An 18,099-nucleotide genomic window follows, 5' to 3' on the forward strand; every position below is an offset into this window, starting at 1 on the left:
GCTCAACTTGCATGTGTTAGGCACGCCGCCAGCGTTCATCCTGAGCCAGGATCAAACTCTCAAATAAAAGTTTATCAGGCTCAGATACTATTGTTATCAAAATATCTGGCTTTATGGTTTGTTTCTTAATATAAATTAACCTACTGTTTAATTTTCAATGTTCGTATTTTTTTCTTATTCCTTTTTTTCAAGGACAAGTAATACTATACCATCATTCAAACAGTAGGTCAATACTTTTTTTATATTTTTTTAGAAATTTTTTTCATATTCTTTTTTTAGCTTTTCTACGACCTTTTTTTCTAAGCGAGAAACAGTCATTTGGGATATATCTAATTCTTTAGCTATACTAGACTGGGTTTTATCGAAGAAAAATCTATCTTTAAATATTTTTACTTCTAACTCATTTAAAGTTTCAATAAACTTATTAATAAAATCTTCATATTCTATACTTCCGAAATTACCTTCTTCTTTTCCTATTTTATCAATAAGAGTTATGTCTTTGTCTTCTGAATCATCATTACTTGATGAATCTAAAGACATAGGTTGATAACCATAAGAGGCTTCCATAGCCTCTAATACATCTTCTTCACTAACCCCTATATAGTCAGCGATATCTTTTACCTTTGGATGTTTTTTATTTTCTTGCTCTAGTTTAATTTTAGCATCACTTATTTTTTTGCTTAATTCTTGTATTCTTCTTGGTACTCTAAGTGTCCATACTTTATCTCTAAAATATTTTTTAATTTCTCCTACTATAGTTGGTGTTGCAAAACTGGAGAATTCAAATCCCTTTTCAACATCATATCTGTCAATAGCATAAATTAATGCTAATGAAGCAACTTGATATATGTCTTCAAAGTCAACACCCTTGTTTATATACTTCTTAGCTAACAACCTTGCTAAATATAGATGTCTTTCAATAAGAATATTCCTGATATCTACGTTTTTATTTGTATTATATAAATTAAATAGCTCTTTTGTATCCATATTTAGGTAATGTGTAGCATTAGCTACATTTTTCATTAAATATCAACTCCTAAATACTTAGTCATTTTTATTTTTGTTCCTTGATTACATTCTGATTCAATATCTACATCATCCATTAAAGTTTTAATTATAAATAATCCAAGACCACTTTCTTTTGGATTCTCTAAATCTGGTGTACTTATTGAGCTAACATCATATCCTTTTCCACTATCTTGAATCTCTATATTAATTGCATCATCTAAAATATTAAATACTATATTGAATACATCATCATTACTGTGTTTTATTGCATTTGTACATGCCTCTGATACTGCTACCTTTATATCTTCTATATCATCTATTGGAAACCCCATTTTATTTGCAATCCCAGATGCTGTTAATCTTATTATGCCTACATAATCTGGATTTGTAGTAATTTCCATCTTTATAGTTTCACAAGCCAAAATTTATCCCTCCACTTTAAATATTTTATCTAGACCTGTTATAGTAAAAATTTTCCTAACATTACTCTTAGGATTTACTATGTATATTTCTTTTTCATTTATCTTTAGTTTTTTTAAAACACCTATCATAGCCCCTAAACCTGTAGAATCTATATAATCTAAATCTTTAAGATTAATCTTTACATCCAACATGTTTCTTTCTATTAAACCATGTAAATGTTCTTTTAATTTATCTGCTGTAGAGACATCAAGTTCTCCATCAATACAAACATTCCAAAACTTATTTTGAGAATCTAAATTTGAATCTATATTCATAGACATGTAAAAACCTCCTATTTCCTCTTAATAATTTTAAATATATTACCTATACTCAATATCTTATTAATTACATAAACTATATCATCTATTCCCTTTGATATTGATGATGCATTTTCAACAATATCTTGTATGTGTCTTTCATTGTAATCTACAATCTTATAAGCTTTTTCAACAACTTTATTTAAACTATTTAGAGTTTTAGCTAAATAAATTGCTACTATAAGAGCCGAGCTACCTACTAATACGGCTCCTATCTGCCACCCCCATGCATTCATTAGTTAACATCTCCCTCGTCGTCAAAACTTTTACTTATTACTATATCTTCTTCTGAAATTTTTATATCTTCCTCATTATTATCATCATCTACTAAAGTTATTATTCTCTCTTTAACATCATTAAATGTTTCATGTAGAACTTCTTTTGGGTTTTCTTTCACTTTATCAAACTTATCTTTTGTCTCTTTTCTTAACTCAGAACCTTTTTTTGGTGCAAGAAACATACCAAATATAAAACCTAAAATGGCTCCTATTAATAAAAATCCACCTTTTTTACAACCTCTTTTATTACACATAATAACTACTCCTTTCAATTTTAAATTTTTATCTAAGTACATTATACAAAAAGAATAGGATATTTATCCTATTCTTCTTCAATATTTATTTTAGCAATCGAAACTACATTCACTTCTTCATTAGTCTTCATTAATTTAACACCACTTGTAACCCTTCCAAATAGTGAAATTTCATTAACTCTTATTCTAATAAGAACTCCATCAGAGTTTATAATCATTATCTCATCATCTTCATTGACCATCTCTGCACCAACAATTGTACCAGTTTTTTCAGATATGTTATAAGTTTTGATTCCTTTTCCTGCTCTTATTTGGCTTCTGTATTCTTCTATATTTGTTCTTTTACCAAAACCATTTCTACTGACAACTAATACATCTGTACCTTTGCTACAAAGATTCATAGATACAACAAAGTCTTTTTTACTTAAAGTTATACCTTTTACACCCATTGCTGTTCTACCCATATATCTTATATCATTTTCATCAAATCTTATAGACATACCTTCTTTAGTTACTAAAAGTACTTCCTGTTTTCCATCTGTTAACTCTACTCCAATAAGTTCATCATCATCTCTTAAACCTATAGCAATAAGACCAGATTTATTTATATTTTTAAACTCTTCTCGTTTAGTCTTTTTAACGATACCTTTTTTAGTTGTAAGTAATAAATATTCATTTTCATCATTACCATCTATAGGTATTAAAGTTGCAATCTTTTCATCTGCTGATAATTGAAGTAAGTTTACTATAGCAGTACCTTTTGCTTGTCTCTTACCTTCAGGTATTTCATATGCATTTAATTTAAATACTCTACCCTTATTTGTAAAGAACAGTAATCTACTATGAGTAGTTGTAGTTATCAGATGTCTTACAAAATCTTCTTCTCTAGTTGTAAGTGCTGAGATACCTCTTCCACCTCTTTTTTGGCTCTTATAAGTATCAGATGGAAGTCTTTTTATATATCCAAAGTGAGTAAGAGTTATGGCTATTTCCTCATCACTTATAAGATCTCTCATATCTATCTCGCCTTCAGCATGTCTTATTTCTGTTCTTCTTTCATCAGAATAATTTTCTTTTATTATTGTCATTTCATCTTTTATTACATTTAAAAGTAATCTTTCATCAGCCAAAATTTCTTTTAATCTATTTATTTTCTTTATTAAATCTTCATACTCAGCTTCTATCTTATCTCTTTCTAGACCTGTAAGTCTTTGAAGTCTCATATCTAGTATAGCTTGAGCTTGAATTTCAGTTAGATTGAATTTTTCTACTAAACCTATTTTAGCTTCTTGACCTGTTTTTGAAGCTCTTATCAAACTTATAACAGCATCTATATTATCTAAAGCAATTTTTAATCCTTCTAAAATATGTGCTCTTGCTTCAGCTTTATTTAATTCAAATTTGGTTCTTCTTGTGACAACATCTTCTTGATGTTTAATATAATGATATAGTATTTGCTTAAGATTTAAAACTCTTGGTTGGCCATCTACAAGAGCAAGCATTATTATACTAAATGTATCTTCCATTTGAGAATGTTTATACAGATTATTTAATACTATATTAGCATTAGCATCTCTCTTTAATTCTATAACAATTCTCATACCATTTCTATTACTTTCATCTCTTAAATCTGATATACCTTCTATTCTTTTTTCTTTAACTAATTCAGCTATTCTCTCAACTAATTTAGCTTTATTTACTTGATAAGGTATTTCTGTAACTATTATCTGTTGTTTTCCTTTTGGAAGTTCTTCTATAAAAGCTCTAGATCTAACTTTAACTTTACCTCTTCCAGTTCTATATGCCTCTGCTATATTCTCTTTACCCATTATAATTGCAGCTGTAGGAAAATCTGGACCTTGTATAAATTTTATTAAGTCCTCAACACTACAATCTGGATTGTCAATCAAATGTACAGTTGCATCAATTACTTCAGCTAAATTATGTGGAGGTATTGAAGTTGCCATACCAACAGCTATACCATTAGATCCATTTACTAATAGATTAGGATACCTTGCTGGTAGTACTGAAGGTTCTTTTAATGATTCATCAAAGTTTGGCTTAAAATCTACAGTTTCTTTTTCTATATCTCTTAATAATTCTAATGATAATTTACTCATCTTAGCTTCTGTATAACGCATCGCAGCTGGTGAGTCTCCGTCAACAGAACCAAAGTTACCATGCCCATCTACTAAAAGTGCTCTAGTTGAAAAGTCTTGAGCCATTCTTACCATTGCAAAATAAACAGCAGTATCTCCATGTGGATGGTATTTCCCTAAAACGTCCCCAACAATACGGGCTGACTTTCTATATGGTTTATCTGGTGTTAAGTTTAATTCACTCATTGAGTATAGTATTCTTCTGTGAACTGGCTTTAGACCATCTCTAACATCAGGAAGAGCACGTCCAGCTATAACACTCATCGAATAATCGATATACGATTTTTTCATTTCTTCCGCTATTTCAATAGGGAGTATTTTGTTATTTTCTTCCATGTATACTAATCCCCTCTCTCTATATATCTAAGTTTCTAACGAATCTTGCATTTTCTTCTATAAATTCTTTTCTTGGAGCAACCTTATCACCCATAAGCATTGAAAATACTTCATCTGCAATTGCAGCATCTTCTACAGTTACTTGTAATAAAGTTCTTGTGTCAGGATTCATAGTAGTGTCCCATAATTGCTCTGCATTCATCTCTCCAAGACCTTTATATCTTTGAAGCTCTACACCATTTCTTCCAATTTCATCTAATAAAATATTTAATTCTTTATCTGAATAAACATAATATTCCTTTTTTTGTTTTGTTACTTTGTATAAAGGAGGTTGTGCTGCATAAACATATCCCTCATCTACAAGAGGTCTCATATATCTAAAGAAGAATGTTAGTAGTAAAGTTCTTATATGAGCTCCATCTACATCGGCATCGGTCATAATTATGATTTTATGATATCTAGCCTTATCTATATCAAAATCTTCTCCTATACCACAACCATAAGCTGTTATCATATTTTTTATTTCGTCTGAAGATAATATCCTATCTAGTCTTGATTTTTCGACATTAAGTATCTTACCTCTTAATGGAAGTATCGCTTGGCTATTTCTGTCTCTACCTTGTTTTGCTGAACCTCCTGCTGAATCTCCTTCGACTAAGAATATTTCACTTTTAGCAGGGTCTTTTTCTGCACAATCTGCTAATTTTCCAGGTAAAGATGTGCTTTCTAAAACACTCTTTCTTCTTGTTAATTCTCTTGCTTTCTTTGCAGCTTCTCTCGCTCTTTGTGCTCTCAAAGCTTTATCAACTATTATTCTAGCTGTTGTTGGATTTTCCTCTAAGAAAGAACCAAGTTCATCAACTGTTACACTATCAACTACACCTCTCATAAAACTATTACCTAGTTTTGTTTTAGTTTGCCCTTCAAATTGAGGTTCTGGTAATTTAACTGATACTACAGCTGTAAGGCCTTCTCTTATATCTTCACCCAGTAAGTTAACGTCATTTTCTTTTAAGAATTTATTTCTCTTAGCATAATCATTTACAGTTTTAGTAAGAGCTGCTTTAAATCCACTTAAATGAACTCCTCCTTCATGTGTATTTATATTATTTGCAAAAGAATATATGTTCTCTGTATAACCATCCGTATATTGCATAGCTAATTCGACAATACAATCGTCAACTTTTTTATCTATATAAACTATGTCATCATGTATTCCAGTTCTAGATTTATTTAAATACTTAATATATTCTACTAGACCACCTGTATAGTGAAATTCTTTTCTTTTTTCTTGATTTTCTCTTTTATCTTCAAATACTATTTTTATTCCTTTATTTAAAAAAGAAAGTTCTCTCAGTCTATATTCCAATGTTTCATATTTAAACTCTATTTCATCAAATATTGTAGCATCAGGCATAAATTGAATTATTGTTCCTGTACTTTGAGATTCTCCAACTACTTCAAGCTTAGATGTTGGTAGACCTTTTTCATATGTCTGCTTATATATTTTTCCATTTAAATAAACTTCTGCTGTCATCCATTTTGATAATGCATTAACTACAGAAACACCAACTCCATGAAGACCTCCAGATACTTTATATCCTCCGCCTCCAAATTTTCCTCCTGCATGAAGATTAGTTAATACTGTTTCTAAAGTTGATTTTCCAGTCTTAGGATGTACTTCGACTGGGATACCTCTTCCGTCATCTTTTACTAAAATACTGCCATCTTCATTAATAGATACATATATATGTGAACAATATCCTTGTAAAGCCTCATCTATACTATTATCTACAACTTCATAAACTAAGTGGTGTAAACCTCTTGGGCTTGTACTACCAATATACATACCTGGTCTTTTTCTAACGGCTTCTAATCCCTCTAATACCTGTATCTGACTTGCACCGTATTCTTGTTTCATTTAATTTCCTCCATTCTCTATGCTAATAACATTGCCATTTTCAATATTAAATATTGTAACATCCTTTTCATCAAATATTTTTTTATGTGAAATTTCAGCGCTTGTTATAAACATTTGAACATTGCTTAAATTATTTACTAAAAGTTTTTGTCTTGCTTCATCTAACTCACTAAAAACATCATCTAAAATTAATACTGGATATTCTTCAACCTCATTTTTTATTAATTCTATCTCTGACAGCTTTAATGATATTGAAGCAGTTCTCTGTTGACCTTGTGAACCAAAAAGTCTTGCATCTAAATCATTTATGAATATATTTAAGTCATCTTTGTGTATACCATATCTAGTAGTTCTAGATTCTATATCATTAGGTCTATTTGATGACAACTTGGCTAAAAATTTATTATATACTGTTTCTATAGTATCTTCATCAGTTATATTTATTTGAGTTTTATATTTGATTGATAATTTTTCAATTCCATTAGTCAAATTCATATGCATATGTTCAGATATATTAGCTATCTTTTTTATAAAGTCTCTGCGTAAAATATAAATATAACTTCCATATTTTGCTAGTGTATCATCATATACATCTAATAAAGCTTCATCAACATGGATGCTTTTTAGCACTCTACTTCTTTGAGAAAGTATTTTATTGTAATTAGTAAGATAATTATAATATTTAGGAATAATTTGGCTAATCTCTTTATCTATAAAAGTCCTTCTCTCTTTAGGACCCTCTTTAACTAGTCTTAAATCTTCAGGTGAAAATATGACAACATTTAAGTTGCCAAGTAATTCCTGCATTTTTTGCAAAGGGACTTTATTTATTCGTATCCCCTTTTTATCTTTTCCAATAATTAGCTCTATTAGACTATATTTATTATATTTTGAAAAACTTCCTCCAACATATAAATTTTCACTATTAAATCTAACCATTTCTCTATCTTTGTTGGTTCTAAATGATTTGCCAAAAGAAAGCATATAAATAGATTCTACTATATTTGTCTTTCCTTGACCATTTTTTCCAACAAGAAGATTCACTTTCCCATTAAATTCCAGGTGCAACTTTTCATAATTTCTAAAATTAACAAGCTGCAAACTTTTAAGTTTCACAAAAAGTTCTCCTTTTTTACAATACTTTTATTTTAGTTCCCTCTATCTCAACTATATCTCCTGATTTTATCTTTTTCCCTCTTCTTAATTCTATTTCATCATTTACTGTCACTAGACCTTCTTGAATTAAAAATTTTGCATGACCTCCAGTTGATGCAATCTCTGCTAATTTTAGGAATTGATCTAACTTTATATAGTCTGATTCTATAGTTATTTCAGTCATAAGAGTTCCTCCTTGCCATTATTTTAGGTAAATAGGTATTAATACATTAAAAGTATATTATACCATAAAAATACTTGCAAAAGGAGTTGCCTAAGATTAGAAAAATTTTTCTACAAAAGACAACTCCTTAATGTCTGCTATATATTGGATGATATTCTTACTGGAAGTAATAAGTAAATATAATTAATATCATCTGTTGGTTTAATTATACAAGGATTTACATTTGTAGTAAATTCTATAAATATTTCCTCATTATCTATATTTTTCAACCCTTCAATAAAGTATCGAGAGTTAAAAGCTATATCTAAATAATCTCCATCTAAATCTATTTCAACTTCTTCATATACATTTCCTTTTTCTGTATTAGAAGTAATTGCCATTACTTTATCTCTTATAGATAATTTTATAAGGTTATTTTTTTCTGATTGAGACAATAAAGATGCTCTTTCTATGCTGTTTAAAAGTTCTTTAGTATTTAACTTTACTCTACTGTTATGCTCTCTTGGCAACAATTTTTTATAATCAATAAAATCTCCTTCAAGTAATCTTGTAATAATTTTTGTATCATTAATTATAAAAATAGCATTTTTTTCGTTAAATCCAACTTTAACATTATCCTCTCCAGAAAGCAAGCTATTTACGTCTATAAGTGTCTTTCCTGGAATTATTACTTTTATATTTTCAGTTAAGCTATCAACTGAGCAGCTTTTTACAGCCAATCTATAGCCATCAATTGCTACTAAATTTAAATTTTTATCTACAATTTCTAGAAGTTCTCCCATTAAAACAGGTTTTGTTTGATCTTGTGAAATAGCAAATACAGTTTGTTTAATCATATTTTTTAGGAGTTCTTGAGGTATGCTATATAAATCTTCTTCATTTAATTCTGGTAGCTTAGGAAATTCTTTAGCTGCATATCCTTTAATTTTAAATCTTGAATTTACACAATTTATGTAAATATTATTTTCTGAATCTGTTTCTATCTCAACAAAAGAATCTGGTAGTTTTCTAATTATATCTCCAAATAATCTTGCATCTACAACAACATCACCTTTTTCTATAATCTCTGCTTGTACATAAGTTTCTATTCCTATCTCTGCATCATATCCAGTAAGTTTTAATTGACCTTCTTCTGTAGATATAAGTATACCTTTTAATAGTTCTATTGTTGTTTTTCCATTAATAGCTTTTTGAGCAATCCCAATTCTATTTGCTAGGATTTTTTGATTACAAATTATTTTCAATGTGGATAACCTCCTCTGGCTTTTTATATAAAAAAATAAGTTAAAATCATAGTAGTAATAGTAGTAGGTGTTGTTGATAATGTTAATAAGTATATGTAACATTATAAATACAAAGATATCAACATGTGTATAAGATGTTGATATCTTTGTTATTTTAGACTTAATTATTTGTTAATAAATTTTAAGATAAAAAGATATAAACAAGTTATTCAATAGATATAAACAGACAATTGTGTATAAATTATCCCTTTAAATCTGATATAATTTTGTCTATTTTAGTCTTAATTTCTTCACTTTCTTTTATGTCTTTAGATACTTTGTCATGAGCATGAATTACTGTTGTATGATCTCTTCCTCCAAATTCTTCGCCTATTTTAGGAAGAGATAAGTCAGTAAGTTCGCGCGTTAAATACATAGCTATTTGTCTTGGAAAAGCTATTGAACGAGTTCTTTTTTTAGAATTAAAATCTTCCATTTTTAAATTAAATACAGAAGAAACTTTTTCTTTTATTCTAAGCACATTGATTTCTTCATTTTTAGAAGTTGTTATAATATCTTTTAATGCTTCTGTAGCAAGATCAAAAGATATCACTCTATTACTAAGAGAAGAGTAAGCAACTACTCTAGTTAGGGCACCTTCTAGTTCCCTTATGTTTGACTTAATATTTTTTGCTATATATGACATAACTTCATTTGGCACTTCTATACGTTCTAGTTGAGCCTTTTTTCTAAGTATAGCAATTCTTGTTTCAAAGTCTGGGGCCTGAATATCAGTTATAAGTCCCATTTCAAATCTCGATCTTAATCTATCTTCTAGTGTAGGTATGTCTTTTGGCGGTCTATCACTAGAGATAATTATCTGTTTATTTGCCTCATGAAGAGTATTAAATGTATGGAAAAACTCTTCTTGAGTTCTTTCTTTCCCAGCTATAAATTGAATATCATCAATTAATAAGACATCTACGTTTCTATATTTATTTCTAAATTCTTCATTTTTATCATCTTTTATAGAGTTTATAAGTTCATTAGTAAATTTTTCTGAAGAAACATAAACAACTTTTGAATCCTTTTTTTGGCTGACGATGTGATGTCCAATAGCGTGCATTAAATGGGTTTTACCTAAACCAACTCCTCCATACAAAAAAAGTGGATTGTAAGCTTTAGCAGGAGATTCAGCAACTGCAACACATGCAGCATGAGCAAATCTATTGCTATTACCAATAACGAACGTATCAAATGTGTATTTTGGATTCAGGTTAGGGTAAAGTACTCTGTAATTTAAATCTGTACTATCAGAATTTAGGTCAGCAACTTCTTTTTCGCTCAATACAAATTTAATATTATACTTTTTTAATGACAGTTGATTTATAGCATCTTCAATTAAATGCAAATATCTATTTTCTAGAATATCTTTATTGAAATCGCTAGGAGCTAGTAGTATCAAGTCATTAAGATGTATTTTTAATGGTACGATGTTTTTAAAAAAGGTATTAAAACTTACTGAAGTTAAGTCACCTTTTATTAATTGTAGGGTTTTGTCCCATAAAGAAACTATATCCATAATATAAACCTCCGAACAGAATAATTAATATTTTCCACAAAGTTATTAACAGAAAAGCAAAAATATATATAAATTTTACAGAATAACTAAATTTATGGATAATGGTGTTGATAAATTAATAATAGTATAAATTATTAAAAAAATATGAAAAGATATAAACAATATGTAGATAAAGTTATAAATAACATAAACATACAATAAATGGTGATTATAACTAGAGTATTGTCAGTAATCTTAAAAGTTATACACAAAAGTATCCACAAGCTGTGAATAATTTCTAATAAGTTGATAACATTTATGCACATTATCAACAAGTATATTTATAATATCAAAATATATGTCAAACTTCAATGATTTGTAACTAATTTATCCACAATATTAACTAATTGTTGATAAAAATATAAACATGTTAAATTTACTTTATTTGTGTATATAATTGAAAAAAATAATTTAGAATAAAATTAAATAGATTTTTACTAGTATTTTCAATAAAAAAAATACATAATATATATATGGTAGATTTTGTGATGCAAGCATACCAAAAACTCGTTGACAACGATAGTAAAAGTATTTATAATTATATGTGTTATGTTTACTTTGAGGGTAAAGTTATTATTTTTATAAACGGAAAATGAAATCTGAAAGGCGGTGCAAAATAATGAGTAAAAGAACTTATCAACCAAAAAAGAGACAAAGAAGTAAAGAACATGGTTTCAGAAAAAGAATGAAGACGTCTAACGGAAGAAACGTGTTAAAAAGAAGAAGAGCTAAAGGAAGAAATAGATTAACTCATTAATTACAAAAGGGCCGCTGCAAAGGTGGCCTTTTTGTGTAAATAATTACAATGCATAGCTGTGTTTATGGAGGTTAACTATGGACTTTAATAGGACAAAAGGGTTAAAAAAAGACTCTGATTTTAGAAAAGTATATAAACACGGCAAATCTTTTGCAAACAGATATTTAGTAATATATATACTTAAAAATAAATCAGATTATAGTAGAATAGGTATTTCTGTTTCAAAGAAAGTAGGAAAAGCTATCACTAGAAATAGAGTAAGAAGATTAATAAAAGAAGCTTACAGATTAAATATTGATGAAAAAATTAAGCCTGGATATGATATAGTATTTATAGCAAGAGTATCTAGTAAAGATGCTAGTTTTAAAGATATAGACAAGTCTATAAAAAATTTAGTTAAAAGAACGGATATTTCTCTTTAAATTGTATGCTATAAATCTGGAGGTTAATAACTTTGAATAAAATAATTTATATATTAAAGGAAATAAGTAGGTATTTATCGAATTTATGTATTTATTTAGTAAAATTTTATCAAAAGTATATATCTCCCTTAAAGGGACCTACTTGTAGATTCTATCCAACTTGCTCACAATATTCAATAGAGGCATTTAAAAAATATGGATTTGTAAAAGGTATGTACTTAACGATAAGAAGACTTCTAAAATGTCATCCTTTTCATCCAGGAGGTTACGACCCTCTAAAATAAAAGAGAGTAACTATTAGGAGGTATAAAAAAATTGAATATAATAGGAAATTTCTTAGGATTAATTCTTAAGGTAATATTTGAATTTGTTAACCATTATGGTATTTCTATAATAATTTTTACTATACTTGTAAAGATTGTTTTACTACCATTAACAGTTAAACAGACTAAGTCAACAAAGGCAATGCAAGATATACAACCTCGTATAAAAGAGATACAAGAAAAATATAAAAATAAGCCAGAAAAACAAAATGAAGAAATTGTTAAGTTATATGGAGAAGCTAAAATTAATCCACTATCTGGTTGTTTACCTTTATTAATACAGTTTCCTATATTAATAGGATTATTTAGCGTTTTAAGAGAGCCAGTTGCTCATGGCGTTTTTGCAAATCAAGCTGCATTTATGGCGGCTGACAATGGGTTTTTATGGATAAAAAGTTTAACAGCACCAGATTATGTATTAGCAGTATTTTCAGGAGCAAGTGCATATGTAATGCAAAAAGTAATGACTCCAAAGGACCAACTACAAGGCTCTATGAAAGTAATGACATATGTAATGGCAGGGATGTCTTTCTATTGGGGATTTATATTCCCAGCAGGACTTACATTGTACTGGACAGTAAGTAACTTATTCTCAATAGCTCAGTATTACTTAATAATGAATCCTTTAAAAGCTAAGCTGGCTGCTAACTCTAAGGAGGAAAAAGTTAATGAGAAAAAGCCTAAAATTAATAAAAAGTAAAAGTAAAGAAGAAGCTATAAATAAGGCTATAGCAGAGTTAAATTTAAAAGTAGAGGATATAGAGGTAGAAATACTAGAAAATCCAAGCAAGGGGTTTTTAGGTTTTATAGGTGCTAAAGATGGTACCTATGAAATTTTTGTTATTGAAAGGGAACTAGATGTAGCTAAAAATTTTATAGAGGTAATGTTGAAAAATGCAAATGTTGATGCCAAAGTCAATGTATCTCAAAAAGATAATTTAATCATGGTTGATATTGAAGGCAAAGAAGCTGCAAGTTTAATTGGTAGAAGAGGGGAAACTTTAGATTCTATTCAATTTTTAACTGGATTAGCTCTTAATAAAATAAATAAAGACTCTCATACAAGAGTACTTGTAGATATAGAAAACTATAGGTCAAAAAGAGAAGAGTCTTTAATAAGATATGCTAATAAGGTTGCTAGAGAAGTAGCGAAAACAAGAAAAACTAAAAAATTAGATTATATGAATCCATATGAGAGAAGAATAATACATTCAGCTCTTCAAAATGACAAATATGTAATTACATATAGTGAAGGAACCGATCCATATAGAAGATTAGTAATTGAGTGTAAAAGATAAAATCAACCTCCTAAACATTAGGGGGTTTTATTTTTTAATCTTATTAAATCATTGCAATTGGTTAAAAATAAATCTATATGTAAAAATTATAAATTAAGAGGTGATAAATTTGTTTATAGATGATACAATAGCGGCTATAGCTACAGCACCTGGAGAAGGTGGCATAGGTATACTGAGAATAAGTGGAGAAAAAGCTTTAAAAGTTGCAGAAGAAATCTTTAAGTCCATGTCAGGAAAGAGTATTAAAGATTATAATAAAAGAACATTAATATATGGAAATATTGTAGATAATGAAAATGTAATAGATGAAGTATTATTGGCATATATGAAAGGTCCAAATTCATATACAGGAGAAGATGTTATAGAAATAAATTGCCATGGCGGATTTATTTCAGTAAAGAAAATTTTAGAATTAATATTATCTAAAGATGTTAGATTGGCAGAAGCTGGGGAATTTACTAAAAGAGCATTTTTAAATGGAAGAATAGATTTATCTCAAGCAGAAGCAGTAATAGATGTTATAAAGGCAAAAACCGATATAGCTCATGAAGTTGCCCAAAACCAACTAGAGGGTTCTCTATCAAAGAAGATAAGAGACTTAAGAGATAAAGTTACTGAGATACTGGCACATGTAGAAGTTGCTATAGATTATCCTGAAGAAGATATTGAACATATAACATATCAAACACTTAAGGATAAAACTGGCGAGCTTAAAAAAGAAATTAAAAAATTATATGATACAGCTGAAAGTGGGAAAATACTTAGAGAAGGCTTGAAAACAGTAATTGTTGGTAAACCAAATGTAGGAAAATCTTCACTGCTTAACTCTATTTTGGGAGAAAACAGAGCTATAGTTACAGACATACCAGGAACTACTAGAGATGTCATAGAGGAATTTGTGAATATAAAAGGTATACCTCTTAAGATAGTTGATACAGCAGGTATAAGAGATACTGATGATATAGTTGAAAAAATAGGAGTTGAGAAATCTAAAGAATCATTTACAAGTGCTGATTTAATTATAATGGTTTTAGATGCATCAAGAAAGTTGTCAGAAGAAGATATAGAAATATTAAAGAAGCTTAAAGATAAACAAACAATAGTGCTATTAAATAAAAATGACTTAAAACAAGAGATTGAAGAAGAAAAAATACTTAAATATGTAGAAAATAATAGTATAATAAGAATATCAGCTTTACAACAAGAAGGAATAGAAGCGTTACAAGATAAGATAGAGTCTATGGTATATAAAGGAAGTATCAAAAACAATTCTAGCTTAGTAGTAACTAATTCTAGACATAAAGATGCACTTGGTAAGGCATATAAGTCTGCAACAGATGCTTTAATTGCTCTAGAACAAAGTATGCCATTTGATTTTGTAGAAGTAGATTTAAAAAATATATGGGATTACCTTGGATATATTAATGGGGATACAGTAACAGAGGATTTACTAGATAATATATTCCATAACTTCTGTATAGGAAAATAGGATATAAAATGCAAAAGGAAAGAAGATATAAAAGTAATAAATTTCATTTTTTATTATAGAAATTATAGATATTTTATAGTGTTTCTCATGAAACATTAATATTAAAAAGAAAGGAATTATAAATGATAAAGTTTGAAGCAGGAAAATATGATGTTATAGTAGTTGGAGCAGGTCACGCGGGATGTGAAGCTGCTTTAGCTACTGCAAGAATGGGATATAAAACTTTGATAATAACAATGTCTTTAGATTCTATTGCATTAATGCCTTGCAATCCATCAATTGGTGGAACGGGTAAAGGTCAATTAGTAAAAGAGATAGATGCTTTAGGTGGTCAAATGGGACTAAATATAGACAAGACATATATACAAAGTAGAATGTTAAATACTGCTAAAGGACCAGCAGTTCATTCTTTAAGAGCCCAAGCAGATAAATTTAAATACCATGAAGAAATGAAAAAAACATTAGAAAATGAGCCAAATCTTGATATAGCTATGGATGAAGTTGTAGAAATATTACATGAAGGAAATGTTGTAATAGGTGTTGGAACTAAACTAGGATGTTCATTTAAATCTAAAGCTGTAATATTAGCTACTGGAGTTTATTTAAATTCAAAAATATATATGGGTGAGGTAGCATTTTACGAAGGGCCTAATGCATTAGGATATGCAAAATATCTTACAGATAGTTTAGTTGAATTAGGTCTTAGAATGAGAAGATTTAAAACAGGAACACCAGCAAGAGTCCATAGAGATAGTATAGATTTCTCTGTAATGTCTCTACAAGAAGGCGATGAAAAAGTAACTCCTTTCTCATTTATGAATGAAAACATAGAGAAAGAGCAAGAACCTTGTTATTTAACAAGAACTACTGAAGATACTCAAAAAGTTATACTAGATAATTTAAAAAGGTCTGCTATGTATAGTGGCGTGATAGAAAGTACTGGGCCAAGATATTGTCCTTCGATAGAAGATAAAGTAGTAAGATTTAGTGATAAAACTTCACATCAATTGTTTATAGAGCCAGAGGGACTGAATACTAAAGAAATGTATATTCAAGGTATATCAACTAGTTTACCTTTTGAAGTTCAATTAGATATGTATAAAACTATAAAGGGGCTTGAAAACTGTAAGATAATGAGACCTGCATATGCTATAGAATATGATTGTGTTGACCCAACACAATTAAAAATAAGTTTAGAAATAAAAGGTGTTGAAAACTTATTTAGTGCAGGGCAATTTAATGGAACTTCTGGATATGAAGAAGCAGCAGCTCAAGGACTTATGGCTGGTATAAATGCTGTCAGAAAGATAGAAGGAAAAGAACCTTTTGTATTAGATAGATCAGAAGCATATATAGGTGTATTATTAGATGACCTTGTCACAAAAGGAACTAATGAACCTTATAGAATGATGACATCAAGAGCAGAATATAGATTGTATTTAAGACAAGATAATGCTGATATGAGATTAACTCAAAAAGGTTATGAATTAGGACTAGTTAAAGAAGATAGATATGAAAGATTCATAAATAAAAAGAATGCTGTAGAAAAAGAATTTGAGCGATTAAAGCGTGAAAGGGTTACACCAAAAGAAGTAAATAGTTTATTAGAAGAAAAAGGTGCAACGCCAATAAAAGTTGGAATATCATTGTATGAGTTTTTAAAAAGACCAGAAGTATCCTATGAGTTACTTGAAGAATTAGGAAAAGATGCTGGTGAAGATGTTTCAAGAGAAGTTAAAGAACAATGTGTGATAATGACTAAGTATGAAGGCTATATAGACAAGCAATTAAAACAAATAGACCAATTTAAAAAGCTTGAGAATAAGAAATTAGATGAAAAAATAAATTATTCATCAATAGAAGGACTTAGACTAGAAGCAAGACAAAAACTAGACGATATAAAACCTATTTCAATAGGTCAAGCATCTCGTATATCAGGTGTTTCTCCAGCTGATATATCAGTCTTACTTATACACCTTGAACAAGTTAGAAGGACTAGAGGTGGCAAAGGTGAATAATATAGAACTTCTAAAAAATGGAATTGAAAATTTTAATATAGATACAAATGATAATATGTTACAAAAATTTAAAACATATAGAGATATATTAGTTGATTGGAATCAAAAAATGAACCTTACAGGAATAGAGGATGAAAAAGAAGTATATATAAAACACTTTTTAGACTCTATTTCAGCTGTAAAAAATGGATATATAAAAGATGGTATGTCTATAATAGATGTTGGTACAGGTGCTGGTTTTCCAGGTATACCACTAAGAATATGTTTAGATGGATTAAAATTAACTTTATTAGACTCTTTAAATAAAAGAATAAACTTTTTAGAAGAAGTTGGCAGAGCATTAGAACTAGAGGGTATTACATTTATACATGGAAGAGCTGAAGATTTTGGAAAAGATGAAAAGTACAGGGAAAAGTATGATATTGCTACAGCAAGAGCTGTAGCTGGATTACCAATTCTTATGGAATTTTGTGTACCATTTGTAAAAGTAGGAGGATATTTTATTTGTTTAAAAGGTCCAAATGCTAATCTAGAATTAGAGGAATCAAAAAAGGCTATAGATACTTTAGGATTAGAGTTTGTCGAAAAAATAGATGTAGAATTACCAGAAATAGATTTAAATCATAATATATTAGTTTTTAAAAAGATACATGAAACACCAGTTAAATACCCTAGAAAAGCTGGTAAACCAGCTAAAAATCCTATTAAATAATCAAGCTATTAATTAGTAGGCAACCTTAATTATTTCCTGAGAAATAATTAAGGTTGCCTTAAAACAAACAAAAATAAAGGAATTATTAAAGTAGATGCAGAAATAAAATTGTATGTACATATAGAGAACAAAAATATTTATATCTAAAATAAGAGAGGTATG

At 28.7% G+C, this 18,099-nt stretch carries 19 protein-coding genes and 1 rRNA gene; 8 read left to right on the forward strand and 12 right to left on the reverse strand.

Annotated elements, in window-relative coordinates:
- The 12 genes from KGF45_RS17970 to dnaA all read right to left on the reverse strand — a co-directional run.
- Positions 1-67: ribosomal RNA gene (locus KGF45_RS17970) — 16S ribosomal RNA — on the reverse strand; the annotation flags it as partial.
- A gap of 182 nt (positions 68-249) precedes the next feature.
- Positions 250-1,023 carry a SigB/SigF/SigG family RNA polymerase sigma factor gene (locus KGF45_RS17975; protein ID WP_227436593.1) on the reverse strand — a complete coding sequence of 258 codons (774 nt, stop codon included), beginning with the start codon at positions 1,021-1,023 and terminating at the stop codon, positions 250-252.
- A complete protein-coding gene (locus tag KGF45_RS17980; RefSeq protein WP_227828557.1) occupies positions 1,023-1,430 on the reverse strand; it encodes an ATP-binding protein in 408 nt (135 codons plus the stop codon). The genes KGF45_RS17975 and KGF45_RS17980 overlap by 1 nt, the downstream gene beginning before the upstream one ends.
- Positions 1,431-1,433: 3 nt before the next feature.
- Positions 1,434-1,751 (reverse strand): STAS domain-containing protein, encoded by a 318-nt coding sequence (locus tag KGF45_RS17985; protein WP_227436590.1) that lies wholly within the window; start codon positions 1,749-1,751, stop codon positions 1,434-1,436.
- 11 nt (positions 1,752-1,762) lie between these two features.
- Entirely contained in the window at positions 1,763-2,023 is a 261-nt protein-coding gene (locus tag KGF45_RS17990; protein ID WP_054272124.1) for a hypothetical protein, read from the reverse strand.
- On the reverse strand, positions 2,023-2,319 hold the full coding sequence (locus tag KGF45_RS17995) for a YtxH domain-containing protein (protein ID WP_227436588.1): 297 nt from the start codon (positions 2,317-2,319) through the stop codon (positions 2,023-2,025). Before KGF45_RS17995 ends, KGF45_RS17990 begins: the two co-directional genes overlap by 1 nt.
- A gap of 68 nt (positions 2,320-2,387) precedes the next feature.
- Positions 2,388-4,814: a DNA gyrase subunit A gene (gyrA, locus tag KGF45_RS18000; RefSeq protein ID WP_227828560.1), complete on the reverse strand. Its 2,427-nt coding sequence runs from the start codon at positions 4,812-4,814 to the stop codon at positions 2,388-2,390.
- Between the two features lie 19 nt (positions 4,815-4,833).
- Positions 4,834-6,735: a DNA topoisomerase (ATP-hydrolyzing) subunit B gene (gene gyrB, locus KGF45_RS18005; RefSeq protein WP_227828561.1), complete on the reverse strand. Its 1,902-nt coding sequence runs from the start codon at positions 6,733-6,735 to the stop codon at positions 4,834-4,836.
- Positions 6,736-7,851 (reverse strand): DNA replication/repair protein RecF, encoded by a 1,116-nt coding sequence (gene recF, locus KGF45_RS18010; RefSeq protein WP_227828562.1) that lies wholly within the window; start codon positions 7,849-7,851, stop codon positions 6,736-6,738.
- 16 nt (positions 7,852-7,867) lie between these two features.
- The gene (gene yaaA, locus KGF45_RS18015) at positions 7,868-8,074 is read right to left on the reverse strand and encodes a S4 domain-containing protein YaaA (protein ID WP_227436580.1); all 207 of its coding nucleotides are present in this window, start codon (positions 8,072-8,074) and stop codon (positions 7,868-7,870) included.
- A 137-nt stretch (positions 8,075-8,211) separates the two neighbouring features.
- Entirely contained in the window at positions 8,212-9,318 is a 1,107-nt protein-coding gene (dnaN, locus tag KGF45_RS18020; RefSeq protein ID WP_227436578.1) for a DNA polymerase III subunit beta, read from the reverse strand.
- Between the two features lie 241 nt (positions 9,319-9,559).
- Positions 9,560-10,879 (reverse strand): chromosomal replication initiator protein DnaA, encoded by a 1,320-nt coding sequence (gene dnaA / locus KGF45_RS18025; RefSeq protein WP_255287852.1) that lies wholly within the window; start codon positions 10,877-10,879, stop codon positions 9,560-9,562.
- Positions 10,880-11,537: 658 nt separating this feature from the next.
- Between dnaA and rpmH the strand changes: the two genes are divergently transcribed.
- From rpmH to rsmG, 8 genes are all read left to right on the forward strand, one after another.
- Positions 11,538-11,675 carry a 50S ribosomal protein L34 gene (gene rpmH / locus KGF45_RS18030; RefSeq protein ID WP_003420485.1) on the forward strand — a complete coding sequence of 46 codons (138 nt, stop codon included), beginning with the start codon at positions 11,538-11,540 and terminating at the stop codon, positions 11,673-11,675.
- 77 nt (positions 11,676-11,752) lie between these two features.
- Positions 11,753-12,097, forward strand: a complete 345-nt coding sequence (gene rnpA / locus KGF45_RS18035) for a ribonuclease P protein component (RefSeq protein WP_227828563.1) — start codon at positions 11,753-11,755, stop codon at positions 12,095-12,097.
- A 32-nt stretch (positions 12,098-12,129) separates the two neighbouring features.
- The gene (gene yidD, locus KGF45_RS18040; RefSeq protein WP_227436574.1) at positions 12,130-12,381 is read left to right on the forward strand and encodes a membrane protein insertion efficiency factor YidD; all 252 of its coding nucleotides are present in this window, start codon (positions 12,130-12,132) and stop codon (positions 12,379-12,381) included.
- 31 nt (positions 12,382-12,412) lie between these two features.
- A complete protein-coding gene (locus KGF45_RS18045; protein ID WP_227828564.1) occupies positions 12,413-13,120 on the forward strand; it encodes a YidC/Oxa1 family membrane protein insertase in 708 nt (235 codons plus the stop codon).
- A complete protein-coding gene (gene jag / locus KGF45_RS18050; RefSeq protein WP_227828565.1) occupies positions 13,089-13,718 on the forward strand; it encodes an RNA-binding cell elongation regulator Jag/EloR in 630 nt (209 codons plus the stop codon). Before KGF45_RS18045 ends, jag begins: the two co-directional genes overlap by 32 nt.
- 109 nt (positions 13,719-13,827) lie before the next feature.
- On the forward strand, positions 13,828-15,207 hold the full coding sequence (gene mnmE, locus KGF45_RS18055) for a tRNA uridine-5-carboxymethylaminomethyl(34) synthesis GTPase MnmE (RefSeq protein WP_227839153.1): 1,380 nt from the start codon (positions 13,828-13,830) through the stop codon (positions 15,205-15,207).
- A 122-nt stretch (positions 15,208-15,329) separates the two neighbouring features.
- Entirely contained in the window at positions 15,330-17,225 is a 1,896-nt protein-coding gene (gene mnmG, locus KGF45_RS18060; RefSeq protein WP_227839152.1) for a tRNA uridine-5-carboxymethylaminomethyl(34) synthesis enzyme MnmG, read from the forward strand.
- A complete protein-coding gene (rsmG, locus tag KGF45_RS18065) occupies positions 17,218-17,937 on the forward strand; it encodes a 16S rRNA (guanine(527)-N(7))-methyltransferase RsmG (protein ID WP_227842987.1) in 720 nt (239 codons plus the stop codon). The genes mnmG and rsmG overlap by 8 nt, the downstream gene beginning before the upstream one ends.
- The last annotated feature ends 162 nt before the right edge of the window (positions 17,938-18,099 follow it).

The organism is Clostridioides sp. ZZV14-6154, from assembly GCF_020657785.1.
Classification (GTDB): Bacteria; Bacillota; Clostridia; order Peptostreptococcales; family Peptostreptococcaceae; genus Clostridioides.